General features: G+C 57.5%; 12 protein-coding genes. 6 read left to right on the top strand and 6 right to left on the bottom strand.

Annotated elements, in window-relative coordinates; genetic code table 11:
* The first annotated feature begins 562 nt into the window (after window positions 1-562).
* Entirely contained in the window at window positions 563-1303 is a 741-nt protein-coding gene (locus tag ACVWZM_RS09600; protein ID WP_456828196.1) for a hypothetical protein, read from the top strand.
* A gap of 152 nt (window positions 1304-1455) precedes the next feature.
* On the opposite strand, the gene ACVWZM_RS09595 is transcribed toward ACVWZM_RS09600, so the two are convergent.
* Window positions 1456-1647: a hypothetical protein gene (locus tag ACVWZM_RS09595; RefSeq protein ID WP_253624690.1), complete on the bottom strand. Its 192-nt coding sequence runs from the start codon at window positions 1645-1647 to the stop codon at window positions 1456-1458.
* Window positions 1644-2762, bottom strand: coding sequence for a Fic family protein (locus ACVWZM_RS09590; RefSeq protein ID WP_456828198.1), 1119 nt, complete (start codon window positions 2760-2762; stop codon window positions 1644-1646). The genes ACVWZM_RS09595 and ACVWZM_RS09590 overlap by 4 nt, the downstream gene beginning before the upstream one ends.
* Before the next feature lie 334 nt (window positions 2763-3096).
* Here ACVWZM_RS09590 and ACVWZM_RS09585 point away from each other — a divergent pair, with 334 nt between their 5' ends.
* Complete coding sequence (locus tag ACVWZM_RS09585) at window positions 3097-3273, top strand: hypothetical protein (protein WP_456828199.1); 177 nt, start codon at window positions 3097-3099, stop codon at window positions 3271-3273.
* Window positions 3274-3413: 140 nt separating this feature from the next.
* On the opposite strand, the gene ACVWZM_RS09580 is transcribed toward ACVWZM_RS09585, so the two are convergent.
* Complete coding sequence (locus ACVWZM_RS09580) at window positions 3414-5741, bottom strand: hypothetical protein (protein ID WP_456852889.1); 2328 nt, start codon at window positions 5739-5741, stop codon at window positions 3414-3416.
* 446 nt (window positions 5742-6187) lie between these two features.
* Between ACVWZM_RS09580 and ACVWZM_RS09575 the strand changes: the two genes are divergently transcribed.
* The gene (locus tag ACVWZM_RS09575) at window positions 6188-6553 is read left to right on the top strand and encodes a hypothetical protein (RefSeq protein ID WP_456852887.1); all 366 of its coding nucleotides are present in this window, start codon (window positions 6188-6190) and stop codon (window positions 6551-6553) included.
* A gap of 111 nt (window positions 6554-6664) precedes the next feature.
* Here the strand turns inward: ACVWZM_RS09575 and ACVWZM_RS09570 are convergent, their stop codons facing one another.
* Window positions 6665-7546 (bottom strand): SPASM domain-containing protein, encoded by an 882-nt coding sequence (locus tag ACVWZM_RS09570; protein WP_456852885.1) that lies wholly within the window; start codon window positions 7544-7546, stop codon window positions 6665-6667.
* 936 nt (window positions 7547-8482) lie between these two features.
* On the opposite strand from ACVWZM_RS09570, the gene ACVWZM_RS09565 reads away from it, so the two are divergent.
* From ACVWZM_RS09565 to ACVWZM_RS09555, 3 genes are all read left to right on the top strand, one after another.
* The gene (locus ACVWZM_RS09565; RefSeq protein WP_456852883.1) at window positions 8483-9721 is read left to right on the top strand and encodes a cytochrome P450; all 1239 of its coding nucleotides are present in this window, start codon (window positions 8483-8485) and stop codon (window positions 9719-9721) included.
* A gap of 283 nt (window positions 9722-10004) precedes the next feature.
* On the top strand, window positions 10005-10358 hold the full coding sequence (locus tag ACVWZM_RS09560; protein WP_456852881.1) for a hypothetical protein: 354 nt from the start codon (window positions 10005-10007) through the stop codon (window positions 10356-10358).
* 600 nt (window positions 10359-10958) lie between these two features.
* Window positions 10959-13187: a hypothetical protein gene (locus tag ACVWZM_RS09555; RefSeq protein ID WP_456852879.1), complete on the top strand. Its 2229-nt coding sequence runs from the start codon at window positions 10959-10961 to the stop codon at window positions 13185-13187.
* A gap of 178 nt (window positions 13188-13365) precedes the next feature.
* On the opposite strand, the gene ACVWZM_RS09550 is transcribed toward ACVWZM_RS09555, so the two are convergent.
* Window positions 13366-13533 (bottom strand): hypothetical protein, encoded by a 168-nt coding sequence (locus ACVWZM_RS09550; RefSeq protein ID WP_456852877.1) that lies wholly within the window; start codon window positions 13531-13533, stop codon window positions 13366-13368.
* Window positions 13534-14120: 587 nt separating this feature from the next.
* Window positions 14121-15029 (bottom strand): hypothetical protein, encoded by a 909-nt coding sequence (locus tag ACVWZM_RS09545; RefSeq protein ID WP_456852875.1) that lies wholly within the window; start codon window positions 15027-15029, stop codon window positions 14121-14123.
* Window positions 15030-15135 lie beyond the last annotated feature (106 nt).

The following is a 15135-nucleotide window of genomic DNA, read 5'->3' as shown; positions in this document are numbered from 1 at the left end:
ATTCGAACGCAGGTTGTGTGTCAAAGAGTGACCGCAACCAGTTTGGAGCAGGAATTTTGTACGAACTGGACGGACTAAACTAACCATGAGGGAGCCCAGCGTTGCTGCAGGGGTGCCAATTTAAAGCGCCAATAGCGAAAACGGGATGGCTTTTTGATCCACCAGCGAGGTTCGCTCGCGTGGTTGCGGAGACGGCAGCATCAAGATTGAGCCCGCTGCGGACAAACTCTACTGCTAGGATCGAGACCTTAGTATGTCGGGAAGCTGACAAACCCAGCACAAACGTCATCCAAACTGTCGACTATTGCTTGGCACGAAGAATGCACACACCTAGCCGTGCCTAGGAGCTTTCCGGGGCATGGCTACCATCGCAAGTTGCGGCCGTGGCTGGCCACTGAAGTTAGTGGCGCGTGACATAAGGCAGACGGCGCCTGCTCGGCCGATACCGACGGGCGTCTTGTCACGTCGCCGCTAACTTTCAACGGCGTGAATAGCGGGTTAGTGGCGCGTTTAGAGCAGAATGAACGGGACGCGCTGGAGAGGGCGCGAAAGACCTCGGAAAATGAACGCAGAGAACAACTTCGCGGCCCGGCTCCTTGACGCCGGACGCCTAGCAGCAATCGCGCGTACATGTGGCTTGAAGGCGGATGTTTCATATTACGTCGACGAGGCGCTCAAGGAACTTTGGCGGACCAGGTCACCGGAAGAAGCAAAAGCGATCGCAGAGCGTTGGGTCTTATGGGACGCAAACGGGAAGCCTTGGCCGCGCATGCCCCCACTGGAAAACGTCGTCCCGTTCAAGCGGACCGGCGCGGCCGAGATGCCGAGGACGCCCTTGCAAGCAATCCGCGACTGGTTCGAAAAACAAGATGAAGACGTGCGATGTGAGATCGCCGGCATGGCGGCGCTTTTGATTTTCGAAGGTGGCAATCTTCTCGACTTCAGCAACAAGGAATGGTGCGACCATTTGCGCCGATGGCTCAGTGAGACGGGATTACCAAACCATAAGGTCGTCGGCCGTGCTCTGACGTTTCGCACCTGTTTCGAGTATTTCTCGGAGAGCAGGTTCACCGAAGCGGCGTGGATGCGATCCAAAGAGGCAGCCCTAAAAATCCTTGCAGATGCTGGGCTTGACCCAACCTCCGAAGCTGCGAGTCTCGCACCTATTGCCCAAAAAGTGCTGGAGACCTTGCCCGCGCGAAAATGCCGCTGGATCGAAGTAGGCAAGTCCTGGAGCAAACTCGTCGATACCAGACTGGCACCCCGGGTCCTCAGGGTCTGGAGCGCCTCGCATATGGAATAAGGTCAAAGGCAGCGCCTGAATGTGTGCCCGGCGCGGCGCCCCAATACAGTAAGCTGATGGAGTCGTCATCCGTCTCGAAAAACTGAGGCAACACCTGCGGGACAAACGACAGAATACAAACCAGACCGCCCACAGCGAAGAGGAAGCGCCGCTCAGAATGCGACGTTGTAACCCAGTGGCAAGCTGGCCTGGCTCGTTAGCAAGTTGATCGTGCCGATGATCCAAGCCGAGGAGAACGTAAGAAGGGCGGCATTCTTGATTTCGGCGAACTTGACGAAATCGATGGTTCGGACAAGTTGCGTGGAGAGAGTCTTCTCGAAGGCTTTTTCTTGATTGTCCTTCATGAGCTTTCTACCATCGGCTCGATCAAAGAATAGCTGGTACTTCTGCCGCCTGCTGCGTCTTTCTTCAGGATGCCGAGTGCAACGAGTTCATCAATATCTCTCGAAGCCGTGGCTTGGGAAATCTTTGTCAACTTTGCCCACTTGGATGAACTCATTTTTCCATGGAAGCCATCCAGAAGCCGGTTGAGAACGGCCCGCTGACGCTCATTGAGTTGCTTTCCCGCATGTTCGTCCCAGAAAGTAGCCTTCCGCAGAACGCTGGCGAGGACCACCGCGGCCCCGTCAAAGGCACGGCCCAAGCAATCTAGGAACCACTTAATCCACTCGGTGATATTCAGGTCGCCTTTTTGGGTTCTTTCGAGAACCGCATAGTAATCGTTCCTTTCGCGACCGATCTGGGCCGACATACTGTAGAAGCGGTGCGTGATGTTCTCGGAACGCGCCAGCATTAGATCGGCGATGGCTCGCGCGATGCGTCCATTTCCATCCTCGAAAGGGTGTATGGTTACAAACCATAGATGGGCAATTGCGGCTTTGAGAACGAGGTCCATGTCAGCCCGGCTGTTAAACCAGGCCAGAAAGGCGCGCATTTCATTTTCGAGCCGTGCGGCGGCGGGAGCCTCGTAATGCACGTGCTCTCGCCCTATGGGTCCAGAGATGACTTGCATGGGCTCGGACTTCTCGGTGCGCCAGGCACCGACCACGATCTTGGTCATGCCGCTTCGTCCGGTGGGGAAGAGCGCCGCATGCCAAGCGTAGAGGCGTTCGGCTGACAGCTCATCGGCATATTTTTCTGTGGCATCGAGCATCATTTCGACGACGCCTTCGACATTCCGGTCAGCCGGTGTAAGCGCACCGATGTCCACGCCCAATCGGCGAGCAATTGACGAGCGCACTTGGTTGCGGTCGAGGACTTCGCCTTCGATCTCACTGGACTTCACGACTTCTTCGGTGAGGCTTTGAAGTGTTGCTTCTGCTTTAAGTGGGAAGCCTAGGCGCTCCATGCGGCCTATGAGGCGCCCCTGCTTGTGGCGGACTGCGGCGAGCCGATCAGCAATGCTTTGAACGTTCCAGTTGAAGCTGGGCCAGCCGGGAGTGTTGTGAATATACGGCATAATCTCTGCATCCTATGAAGAGATTATGGGGGTATCCTCGTCATCTGCAAGCTACTCGTCAAAAAATGATGAGAATAATCTAGTTAACGTGCGAGCCCACCCGACGACCCGGATCTTGGTAGGTATCGCTAGCCAGGGCCTCCCGTGAGTTCCTGATATGTTCTATAAAGCTGTTCCCGTTCGAGGCTGGCGGAACTTCCAGGGACACACCATTTGCGGTTGCATCTGATTTTATTACCGAAAGGGCGCTCGGCGCTGAACAGGAGCTTTAGAGGCAGGCCGCAATTGGAATAAGGATCGGGCGACAAAGCGCATTGGCGCCAAGATCGACGCGTTGCCGCTCAAGGATATCGAAATCAAGGAGTATGTCCGGGACACCAACCTTGCCAACCTGTCGACGAACATCGCCTACCGCGTGGACGGCGTCCATCTCTATGCCGACATTCTCAATATGAAGGACATGTTGGCCGTCACCGACGTTGAAGGTGAAGCTGTCCAGCGGCGTCTTTGAAGGTCTTCTCCGCGCTCGCGGAGACAAGTTTGCCGAGCTCTCCTCTGATGCGCTTGCCGTTTTAAGTTCTCTGAAAGCAAACGATTCGATGTGGTTTCGGCGGCCTGAGTAGCCGTGCAAGGTGCCAACGAGCACCTCACTCAGTCAAATTGCGGCCGATGAAACAGAAGAATGCGGCCTCCGGGCAGGCTTTCGGCCGTGTAGGGCTGACCGTGGATCAAAAAACAGGTCATGGGGACGCCCTGGCTCGGCAGAAGGCCCAGGTCTTGGAGCATGTCGATCACGAGAGGCGAAGCCTCTCGGGGGCCGTGCCTCCAGTCTTGGCCGAACAACTCTCCAAGTTCAGGCACTTGCGGGGCTGGCTGATGGCTCCATGCCGAAGCCGCAGACGGAAGTGGAAGGTTTGGCCCCGGTGCCGAAGGGGCGTCCTTTCGTAATTCGAGCGTGGCGGATGGATTAAACCCGGGTACAGGGCCGCCATAGGTATGCAGGGGCGCCGTCGGCGTCGCAAGGGCAGCTTCACCCCGCAAAGCGAACCTAGGGTGGTGGATAAGTTGAACGTCGTTGGGCCCTTTCGGTCCCAATACAGCCGTGTAGCGTTCACCGGCAATCTCATAGTTCATCACCGGATATTCCGCATTAGGCAAGAAGTCCCAATTACCCAACTTAGAAAGCATCATGTCTGGAGCTGGCTGGGTGTGATGGGAAAAGTCCTTCGGCACGGCGAATGAAACATCAAACGTGTCGCCGACGGCGAGAGAGCGCAGATGAATAAGCTGAATATCATTGCGCCCTCCGGGTCCTAACACAGCAGTATAGGGTTCACCGTGAATGTCGTAGGTCTTCACCGGCTGCGTCGCGTCAGGTAACAGACCCCAATGGCCCAGTTTGGAGCGCATCATATCCGGCGCGGGCTGGTTGCCGTGGGAGAAGTCATCTGGAACGACCAAAGAAGCATCAAAGCTTTCGCTGACTGGAAGTGGCGTTGTGGCCGGGGCGGCACCGCCTTGGTCCATCATCCGTGGGAAGTACTGTTCAGAGGCAAGGTTCTGCAATCGCGGGTTCGGCGGTGAGGTTGCAGCATCGAGAAACTCTTCTCGGCCGGCACTCTCAATGGGCAGGTTGGCAGCAGAGTCCGGTTCCCGCCAAAACTCCGGAACGACAAGATCGTCCGCGACCGCGAAGCCCTCCAGACCGGCGGCTTCGAAAAGCTCTTCCTGGGCTACGCTTTGCACGGACGAAGGGACGACCGGATTCACCCGCGATGCCAGTTCCGGTGCATCGAAGGTCATCCCTGGCAGCAGATCATCTCGATCAATGCCCTGGAAAAGCTCCGCCTGGTCGGCACTTTGCAGGTCCGAATGAGAGGCTGAGCTCATCGCTCGCGAAAGCGACGATCGATCGTAAGGCGCGGCTGCCAGCAGGCTCTCGCGATCCGTAGCATCGAAAAGCTCTTCCTGAGCAAAACTCTGTACGGACGAGAAAGCGGGGGCGCGCATTCCCTGCCAAAGTAACGGTGCATCGAAGCCGGAGACCGCAAGCTCTCCGCTCCGCGCCGCGTTGTCGAAAAGCACATCCTGCGCGACACCTTGTAGGGGAGAACGAGCGGCCAAATCCATTTCACCCCAAATCTGCGGAGCATTGAAGTTGCCAGCCAGCAATACGCCCTGATCCGCAGCATTCCCCAAAGGCTGGTTCTCGACAGTCAGCATGGACGAACGCGCGGCCGGCTGTGTTGGCGGATGCGAGCCATCTCCTTGTCCTTCCAAATTGTCCTGAACGATGATCGCGCGATAGTCACGGAGTCTGCTCAAGGCGTAGCGAAATCTCTTGTCACCCGGGAACAAGGTATCGGCGTGACCGCGCAACTTGTCGGCACTGAGCCTGGCAATGGATAGGGGACGAAGAGCTGTTGCCAGCTTCCGGAGGCTGCTTGCGTAATTTCCGGCCGTTTTCGCATCGATCCCTCGACCGAAGCCTGCCTCGGCGGCCTTCCTAATGAGGCGTTCGTCTTCGTTCGATGGACGGTAATGTGTCGTGGTGATCCGAGCGGTGGCGCCGGGCTCGCGGTAGCGGCTGACCATCAACAATGCTGGGGCGATAACCTTATCCGTTGGCAAGAGCTTCTTGGCGCAATCGAGCAACGTATCATCATCGAGCGCCGCCATTGATTTGCCATCCTGCTTCAGCGCCTGAGCCAATTTGCGAAGGCGGCGATCGTAAATCTCGATGGTTGCCGAACTCGGCGGTAGTCTTTGCTCGAGGGCGGCGCCAGACGCTGCCTGGATCAGGCTATCGTCTTCCTCACTGACATCGTATTTTTGCCTGTGAGCATATATTGGCCCCAGTTGTTGCACGTCTGCCAGTTGCTGCTCAAAGTGGACCTGCTGCGGTTGCGGTTGTTCCACGGTTGTCTCGGACACAGCGGAACGATTGTCGGTAGGGTTGATGTTGTTGAATCGCTCCATGGCCGCGTCTTCGCCTGCATCGGTCTCGGTAGCTAGCTCGCTACTAACGTTAGCTGTCCAAAACCTGACGTGGCCCGCAAGCAAGACAGAGAATGATAGCTAGCAAGGGCGGTTACCCAACGCGATGCAGTGTGTTCGCGTGCCGCGAAAGGAGAGCGCAGGATGACAAACCTTTCAACGAAACTTGGAGCTGCAATGCGATGACGAGGATCTCCAGCCAACGCTCAGCTCGCGATCGCAACGATCCCGCGCCTGTCATCGTGATGATCGGTCTGCTATTGGCCGAGTTTTCGATCGATCGGAGGATAGCTCCTTCAACGCAGCTGGATAGTCCCCTCCTCATGAGAACGGCAGCCGGCACAAAACGTTTTGCGTTATGAGCGTCCAATTAAAAGATCAGCGCACAATGTCGCAGTTGATTCTGCAGCAGCTCTCACGATGTGCAGGTGATGACCTCCTGGCGAACGAGTCTGTCGCATGGTTTGTGGGAGGGCACCAGCGCCGCCGTGTGCGGGTTTTCCTGGCAAGATCGGCAAGTCGATGTCGTTGTAATCGATCGTGGATGGAATATTCTGCAGCTACTCACCTCGCTGAATTGCAAGCGCAACGTTGGTCTCGTCATGGCGGGCATGTGGGTCAGGCCCGTTACGCTCTCTTGTACGCTCGAACTCCCATTTGAGAGCGGCTCGTTGGAATTACTGAAGACGGCAAGGGCTTTTGGATCGATCGAGAGGCACGAGATCAACGGCGAAGCCGAATCGTCCGCGCATCTTGCGGAAAAAGCATCTACCACCTCCAGTCGCACCAGTTGAGCTCTCTTACGGGCAGGTCCCGGCTCGTGCATTTCGCCGAAGCGCGGCTCTGATCCGCCTTCTGGTACTAGTCCAGCTGGTGCGGCGAGCTTCCATCGGTATGGCCATTCCTCACAGCGCGCGGGCGGGGGTCCTACAGCATTCCGGCTCCGGTTTGGCAAATTCACACGTCCTGCAAAGCAGAAAGCCATCCGTACCGTTCATGCGGTCGGCGATTTCGCTAAATATCCGGCCTTCGAACAGATCTTCGTACTCGTCGCACAAAAGATTCCCAAGGACATGACGCCGCTCAAAATCCATGCAGCACAAAGTAACATCGCCGTTTGGAAGAAGGACATTCCGATGCTGCTGTTTCCCATTGCATGTCAGAGTGCCGCCGATCGGCTGCCGGGAGGTGATCATTCTCGGATCTATACGTCCTCGCCTGCTACTCAGCGGTCGCAAGCGTTGTAGCATTTTGGCGGGGATTACGTCGGCTAGATCAGGATGGATTTTACCCAGGACCACAAATTGAATCGAGGGAATGTTTGCCTCAATCAGTCGGCGCATGACATTGATGTAGTTTTTTCCGACGAGGCGGCTGTTCATATAGGTGCCGTCGTCGGGTACGTGAACGACGAAAGTCTTGAACCGGAGCACTTGCAAGCGCCGAACGTCAGTTCCGTTCATTCCAACAAGGGTCGTGAAGATCCGGACGTCGTGGCCGCGTGCGTAAGCATGCTCAACCATCGTGCTGCAATGCGGATGCAACCAGGGCTCCGAATATCCGGCAAAACTAATGCCGGTAGCTGTCGGTACGCGTGATAGACATTGCTTGAAATCCTGAACACCCAGATGCTTGGCTTGGGATACGAGCCTTTGGCGATCTGCAAACTTGTCCTGGGAGCAATAAGAACATCTGACGATGCAGCCGGTGGTCGTGGTTATCTCCAATATCTTGCTACCAGGATCGGCCGCGCGCAGATTCTGCAACGTCGTCGGGTATGCCGTCATTCTCTTTGATCCTTTCAGGTGGAACTGCTGGAAGGAGAGCAAGGGGCGGTCGGCAATGCGCCGGGTTCAACAACGCGTTTGCTGAACGTGGCGCCGATCTCTCGGGGTCGAATGCCGCTTTCTACGTGCTGACTGCGCATAGTGCCGTTCGCTGTCACTGACATCCTCGTCTAGCTTTCGCGTGAGCCGGGCGCCAGGCCTGGCCTCCTCGTCACAATGGTCTGCGCAGAGCTTGCCGAGCAGCGGCGATGCTGATCAGAAGCTGGCCGGGCGAAACGGCTATTTGGAGTTCTGCCGATGACGGTGCCAGGTCCGGACCATCCCTTTTACTTGTCGCGCAAGCCATCGCCCTTGCGAATGGTTCCGCGGCCATGAACTGGGTGGATAGCGATTGAGCATCGTAGCCTTGGAGACGATCGTCCTCGAGAGCTCCTGTCTCGTTCAGTTGCTGGGCTGCCCGCCAGGATGTTGGATCAAGCAGGCGTTTGTCGGGTCGAATAGAACATTTGCGTACTCTCGGTGGTGCTGCGGCTAAGTGGTGTCATGGAGGATGAGCAGCGCTAATGATTGTCGCCGCACGCGCTGCGGCCCAAAAATAGCTTCAATGCGGCCGTGAGGAGCCAAAGAGGTTCGCATTTGAGATCTTCAAGACCTGGAGAGCTGTGGTGGCATGTCAGCTATTTGATTTCGAGCAACGATATAGCCGATCTCAGGCGATGCCAGCGTTGCCGTGATGGTTCTAAGGTCCACTGGATTGGATCGACTTGGAAAGTCAATGCGATCTGTCCTGCCAGAAATGGTAGGAGAGGCCGGCTCGCGCTTTGAGATACTCTGTTGGAGCGAGGACACGCTCGCAACCAACACATCAGGGCGGTCGTGGAGAGCGACTATGCGGACCCGTATGCTCTCGAATGAACAAAATCTGTGGAGACCATCATGAAAGCGAGATCGGCACGTAGAGCCGATGAGGCGTCGAGTATCCCGCTGAGCAAGCTGGATGTTAGCGAAGCCAAGCGCTTTCAGGATGATAGCATATGGGGGTACTTCGAGCGGCTGCGAAGGGAGGATCCCGTTCACTACTGCCAAGACAGCTGCTATGGCCCCTATTGGTCCGTCACGAAGTACCGCGATATTGTCGCGGTGGATACAAACCATAAGGCATTCTCGTCAGAACAGGGTGTCACGATCGTCGATGTGCCTGACGAGCATTGGACCCCGAGCTTCATTAAGATGGGTCCTCCAAAACACGCCGGGCAGCGCAATACCGTAAGTCCGATAGTTGCACCGGATAACCTGGCGAAGTTTGAAAGTCTGATCCGCTCGCGGGTCAGGGTGATTCTGGACGGGTTGCCGCGCAATGATCCGTTCAATTGGGTGAATATGGTCTCGATCGAGCTGACGACGCAGATGCTTGCCACGCTCTTCGACTTTCCCTTCGAAGACCGACGGCTCCTGACCTATTGGTCAGATGTAGCTGTCACACCTCCGAGAGCCGGCCATCCCATCGATAGCTGGGAAAGGCGAAGGACAATCCTGTCCGGATGTCTTGAGTATTTCACGCGACTTTGGAACGAGCGCATTAATGCCGAGCCGCGCCTGGACCTGATTTCTTTGATGGCACATTCGCCCGACACGCGCCATATGAAGCCGGATGAGTTTCTCGGCAATCTGATCCTGCTGATCGTCGGAGGCAATGACACCACCCGCAACTCGATGACCGGCGGCGTCTTATTCATGAATCAGTACCCCGGCGAGCTGCGAAAACTGCGCGATAACCCTGCGCTCGTGTCGAGCGCCGTGTCGGAGATTATTCGATACCAGACACCGATCGCCCATATGCGCCGCACCGCCGCGGCAGATTGCATTCTGGGTGGCAAGCAGATCAGCAAGGGCGACAAGGTCGTTATGTGGTATATCTCTGGCAACCGGGATGAAGAAGTCATCGAGAATGGCGACAGCTTTGTGATCGACCGCAAGAATGTGCGGCAGCATCTATCGTTCGGATTTGGTATCCATCGGTGCGTTGGTCGGCATCTTGCACAACTGCAGTTGAATATCCTCTGGGACGAAATATTGCGTGCAGGGCTAGACGTAAGCGTTGTCGGCGAACCCGAGCGAATCGCATCTAATTTCGTGCACGGCTATTCCTCACTCCCAGTGCGGATTGCAGCCTAGTCCCTGATCGCGTCGGCGGCAGGCGGCACGCGGTGCGGTTGGGCTCGTCTTGAACCGCATTCGTTGACGCCGCTAGCGAAAGCGGCTTGATCGGCGCCAAACAATCGCTGCATGTCGCGAGCCGGTCGGCAATCAGGCGGGCGTTGACGAGCCCGTGTAAGGAGCGACAGTTGAGCCGGCCCGGCGCCGTGCAGGCGCCGGACAAGCGAAAAAGGCAACGCCAACGGTGCCCCCCAAATGCCCTATCTCCGGGCCTCCTGGATAGCTGCAACGGTAAAGGCCGATGAGCTTCATATTGAAGATTGTAGCGGTGGCAGCGATTTTCCTTGGAGAAGCGATTTCGATCATCGCCGAGTTGATTGCCTCAAGGCGGTTTGGAAAAGCCGGCGGGGATGTGACAATGCTCCTGCCGATGTTTCTGCTGATATCTTTCGGTGGCATCCTTCTCGTTTTCGGATACGCGCTGGGCTACATGCATCTGAAGAATATCTGGATCATTGTCGCAATATCGGTGGGAGCTATTCTGGTGGTGGAGCCGATACTCACTCTTCTCCTCTTTAGAGACGTTCCGACAACCGGTTCGCTGATCGGGCTGATGCTCGGTGCGCTTGGTACGCTCGCTGCCATATGTCTATGAGGGTATTCTGATTGAGCCTGGATGGGTGCTGGCTTCGGCGAGATGTAGTTTGAAAGGGACCTGCGCAACGTCGGTTCTGCTCGCTTCGCACGGGGGCTAATGTTGTTGCTGATCGGCTTTCAACGTTTCATCACGGTCGGTGCGTTGCCATTGGCTTCGTAAACTCTTCTCGAAGTCTCCTTGCCGGATAGTGAGACGCGTGCGGGGGTCGTAGATCTTGATCGATCTACGCTGGCCAATTTCTGCCTGACCACAGTCGTTGCCTGGTGTTCTCCAGCATTTGGATCCAGTTCGTGTGAACACACCACTGCTCTGGAGGCAGGATGATCACGGATCGCCTCGCGGCCGGTACTGTCGCATTCGGAAAAGCAGATCACGACCAGGACAGGTCAGTCCGCGGTCATGTGCTTCAGCTGATTATTCGGCAACCTACGCGGTCATCCCCGCACTTCAGCAACATAGGAGCTGCGACGGGAAATGAAGCCACAGGCCACATAAGCTTTTTTGCGCATCCCTGGAGAACGCTCTTGGTCAGCTACTCGTCAGCCAAGCGGTCTATCCAGACAGGCTGCACATCGTCGACTTAATCGGAGATAAAGCATGACGGGCATTGGCCGATCCGGGAAATCGCACGTTGGGGCGGCAGCAGCCGACAGCACCGTGGAACTCGGCGTCCTCCCTGGAGAACGCAGTCGATCCTTCGACGCCGTCGTGGAGCGGATGCGCTCCGGGCCTCAGGAGCGAGCCGTGCCACTCGCGCACCAGCCACCAGATTCAGATGTGGTGGTGCCAACGCGGGACGAGATCAGAGCAGCAAGGCAAAGATTGGAGAGCCTGCTTGAGGAGCTTGAAACTTGTCGTCGAGCGGCCATGCGCGCCCGGGACTTGCCCGAGGCGCAAGAGCTGATCGACCAAGTCGTCAGGGCAGGCTCAGCAGCTCTGGACTACTACGCCGATCTGCCCCCAAATTTGGCGCGTCGCATTCTGCCCGACGATCGGGCCCGCCTTCTCCGCGATGACGTGCTTGACGCAGCCACCCAATGTAACACCGTGGCCAGGCAGATTGTTGACCAACTGGAGACGAAGAGAAAAGAAGCGTTGAGATGCCTCGAGAGGTTGAAAGGCATCGCTACGCCCCACCAGCTGAGCCGCTCGGTTGCAAGCGTGGCGGAACATTATGCGGCCCACATGGAGTGGTGGGGAAAGAAGACACTGCGCTTGGAGCGGATGCAATCCGTCTGCGCGGCTACTGCGGACTTGCCAAGCGCTACGCCCGCGATGCGCGAGGCCGAAGAGGCCGCACTAAGGCTGCATACCGGCCATGCGCTCAATACGAAGTGCATGTATCTGCAAACCCGGATAGCTCTCGCAGAGCTCTTGATTGACTCGCAAGCGAGCACGTTGGAGCCAGACGCGCACGAAGCCCTCATGGACGAGAACGGGCGGGTGCATCTGCTCGGGACCTTCATCGAAGATGTTTTTCCAGCATTCGTCTCGACCGGCCATGCCGTAATGTACAGCAACGGGGCATCGCTCGACGCCGAGCATCGCGCCGTTCTGGAAGGTGTCATGGAGCGGCTTTCGGAATTCGCTTCAGGAGTGAGTTCCATGGTTGCCACGCTGAGGGAAGCCGGATCAGGAGCTGACCTTCCGTTGCAGTTGCTGGACCAGATCGTGGAAGGTGCGTGGCTTACGGCGAACGAAGTCATGCGGTTGCTGGCAGTGCAGCCAAAGTTGGCAGCCACAATTGAACCGCCGGCTTGGGCTGCGTTGCCGGAAAATACCGCCATGGTGGGCGAAAGCAGCAGAGCGCGCAGAAAGGGCAAAGGAAGGCGCGCAGCGGCCGCAGGCGAGGGGAGTTCGACGGCGCGCCCGCCCGAGCCGCAACTCGCCAGGCCCGATGCGGCCACGGCGCCGACCGGCAAGGTTATCGTGCTCTCGGACCTCGGTACCAAAAAACTCGCGACCGCGGAGGAGGCACGGGCGAGCGCGTCAACCTCTGCTACCGAGCACCTCCAGATGTGGCAGGCTCCGCCCTCCAGGAAAGCGCTGGCGGGATTACTCGAGCGACTGGACGAGCTGCTGCAATTCGATCTGCGGGCTCAGCAAAGTGCCGTCTCGCAGGCGCGCCAGATGAAGCCCGAGGACGCCGACCACGTCTTGGATCTCGTCAGTAAGCGCTTGCAGACGCAGGCGGCCGAGATTGAGGCCTGTGTAGTCGCGCTGGAGGAGCCTCGCCGCCGGGGCCTGCTCACGCCGGCGCAACTGCCCGAAGTGCACGAAAAAATAATGCGGCTCAGGGCGATGTGGTCCGAGGTGCAGGGGCAGGCAAACTCATTGAGCGGGCGAAAGGCGGCAATCACGAGCGATTGCATGAAGACCTATGCGTTTCCGTCGCAAAGGTACCTTGAACAATTGCGGGCGGAGGGGGAATTGGCGCCAGTCGATCCACCGCGAGCCTTGCAGGGAGAGCCAGGGAAGCTGTTCGAGGTCAAGCTGCAGCCCAAGGCGCTGAGCAGTGGTGCGAGGCCAAGCCCGATGTGGGTGCACATCCATACCAAGCGGCCGGTACATGCCTGGCAATTGCCAATGCTGGGGGACCGTGACTTCGCCGCTTGCCACGTGAAGTCCGATGAACAGCGCGGCTATAATCGGCACTGGCAGAACGCTCGAGCCGCCGAGGGGCACAACAACGTCGTGATCCACCGCGGCAAGCTCACACCTGCGTTTTGCAAGTCCTTGTTGAGCACCGCAGCCGGTGGCCAGGCGTTGTACCACCTTCCCGACGCTGGGCACGTGTCAGCGCAGATAGGGCGACTGGGAATCTAGTGAGCTTCTTGTCTTGCGGCAGCATGCCGTTCGATGGCAGCTTTCATGCCTCCAAGTCGGCTCGGCGGATTACCTGAGCCGCACCGGGCCTCCTCAGGCTCCATCTCCCAAAGGATGGAGCTCGGAGGAAGAGAACACGCACCAAATCCACGAGACGCTCGTCGGCCGGAGAGCCGGATCATTTCCAATCACGGGCAAGTAAGCTCTCTATGAGGCCATTGGTGACGCCGAAGATCGGCGCGTGGGCACGAAGCCAGCCGCTGAGCGCGGCAGCCGGAGAAACATGTGCGTGATCCCGAAGACGATACGGCCGGATGTCGTCGCGCTCGTCGCGAAAGGCCTGCATGTGCGCCGCCAACTGACAAGTAAACCTCCAGAGGGATTGCTTCGGATGGTTGGCATGCCAAAAGAAAACTATGCGCTCTGGTTTGACGAATCGACTTCGCAATGCACAATGAGCCCGCCTATCCGTTTGCTTCTCTTGGATAAGGCGACGAGAGCCCCAGCATTCCGGCCTCCAGGCCCCCAGAAGATGCTGGGGTTTTTCGTTCTTCCGAGTGTCCCAGCCGGTGAGGGCGGAGCTGCTTCTCTGCAAACATTGATCCTGTGACGGCCACGACCGCGTCGGCGTGGCGGGAAGCTCGTTGTGCTCTGCCGGCATTGCTGTCAGGCTCGAGCGTGGAGCTCTGGCGATTATAACGGGGCCATATTGGGCTATCGGCGAGCGAAATACCTCGCTTCCCTCCGACGACAAGTGCGACGAGTTTGAAGACGATACAGATCTCGGCGGACACTTTGATGGTCGACGTGCGCTACCCGGTCAGCTCCCCCGCTGGCCACTCCGATCAGGCATTATAGATGCCGCGAACGCTGCTTCCGATTTTTCCAAGCAGCGCAACAAGAGATGTCGCGCTTTCTCGCACCCTTTTAGCCTCATCCTCTCGTCTGTGACTTTCTGTATGGATTCAATTCGCTAGCGGTCCGATAGTCATCCAGATTCCCGCCCAGAAACAGTACCTCGCGCTCCTCGGTTGGGGTATCGCTCACCCATGCAAGATTGGGTTCATCATTCTCGGTCCCGTCCTCAAGGATACTGACGATCTCTTCGGCCGTCCAGGTGGTGACCCGTGGCACCGTGTAGGTGTGCAACTCGTTCGCGCTTTCCGCAATTGCTTTGGCGCCATACTCGTTGTCATCGTCCGGCGACAGGAGCAGTTGTGAGGCCTCCTCGGACAGTGATACAAAAGGCGAAGAATAGGTGTCCCCTCTCATGTGCGCTGCCGCTGCGCGACCCAGATCAAGTTGTTGGCCTCCCCAAATATTCCAGGGGGCGACGTCGTAACGCAAAGCCGCCATGGAACGCAAATGGTCCATCGCGCTTTGACGGTCCAGTACATGTGGCTTGCAATGGCTGGCGTGATTCTGAAAGCGCTGCAGCTCAGCGTACGACGATGCCACCACCTCGTCGTAAACGAGGCCACGATCGATGCCGCCGGCTGATGGCCCAGTTGCTTTCGACCATCGTGCCGATTTTTGCGCAGCGAGTTCGATTTCTCTTCTGAGTTCCGCAACGGTTGCGCAGGTCAGCGTCGCGGCAAGCTGAGCGCGCGTCCTGATAAAGGATGTAGCTGCGCACCGTTCGTCCCCCTGAATAGCCTGCGCTCTCAAATTGCCTTCCGTGTCAGTCCGGGACGATCCGGCCCCGGACGCATCTGATGTTTGGAGGCTCGGCTGAGGCTCTCCAAGCCGCTGCTCAAAGTCTGCTTGCCCGGTTTCTTCTGGTTGCTGCTCGACGCAATTCGTAAAAGCCGCAGACGGGCCGATATTGTCAAACGGGTTCATTCCATTTTCCCTTTGGTAGCCTTGTCGATATCAATCGGACAAGTTGATCCGATTTGAGCGAGCCGCGAGGGTCGGAAACCGAGACATGCACAAACGGCTATAAAAT

The organism is Bradyrhizobium sp. USDA 4501, assembly GCF_054062115.1.
This window is presented reverse-complemented; position numbering and strand designations above follow the sequence as displayed.

Coding starts and splice junctions, on each gene's coding strand:
- ACVWZM_RS09545 (WP_456852875.1), bottom strand. CDS start 15,029: ATGAACCCGTTTGACAATATCGGCCCGTCTGCGGCTTTTACGAATTGC.
- ACVWZM_RS09590 (WP_456828198.1), bottom strand. CDS start 2,762: ATGCCGTATATTCACAACACTCCCGGCTGGCCCAGCTTCAACTGGAAC.
- ACVWZM_RS09550 (WP_456852877.1), bottom strand. CDS start 13,533: ATGCAGGCCTTTCGCGACGAGCGCGACGACATCCGGCCGTATCGTCTT.
- ACVWZM_RS09565 (WP_456852883.1), top strand. CDS start 8,483: ATGAAAGCGAGATCGGCACGTAGAGCCGATGAGGCGTCGAGTATCCCG.
- ACVWZM_RS09560 (WP_456852881.1), top strand. CDS start 10,005: ATGAGCTTCATATTGAAGATTGTAGCGGTGGCAGCGATTTTCCTTGGA.
- ACVWZM_RS09600 (WP_456828196.1), top strand. CDS start 563: ATGAACGCAGAGAACAACTTCGCGGCCCGGCTCCTTGACGCCGGACGC.
- ACVWZM_RS09570 (WP_456852885.1), bottom strand. CDS start 7,546: ATGACGGCATACCCGACGACGTTGCAGAATCTGCGCGCGGCCGATCCT.
- ACVWZM_RS09595 (WP_253624690.1), bottom strand. CDS start 1,647: ATGAAGGACAATCAAGAAAAAGCCTTCGAGAAGACTCTCTCCACGCAA.
- ACVWZM_RS09580 (WP_456852889.1), bottom strand. CDS start 5,741: ATGGAGCGATTCAACAACATCAACCCTACCGACAATCGTTCCGCTGTG.
- ACVWZM_RS09555 (WP_456852879.1), top strand. CDS start 10,959: ATGACGGGCATTGGCCGATCCGGGAAATCGCACGTTGGGGCGGCAGCA.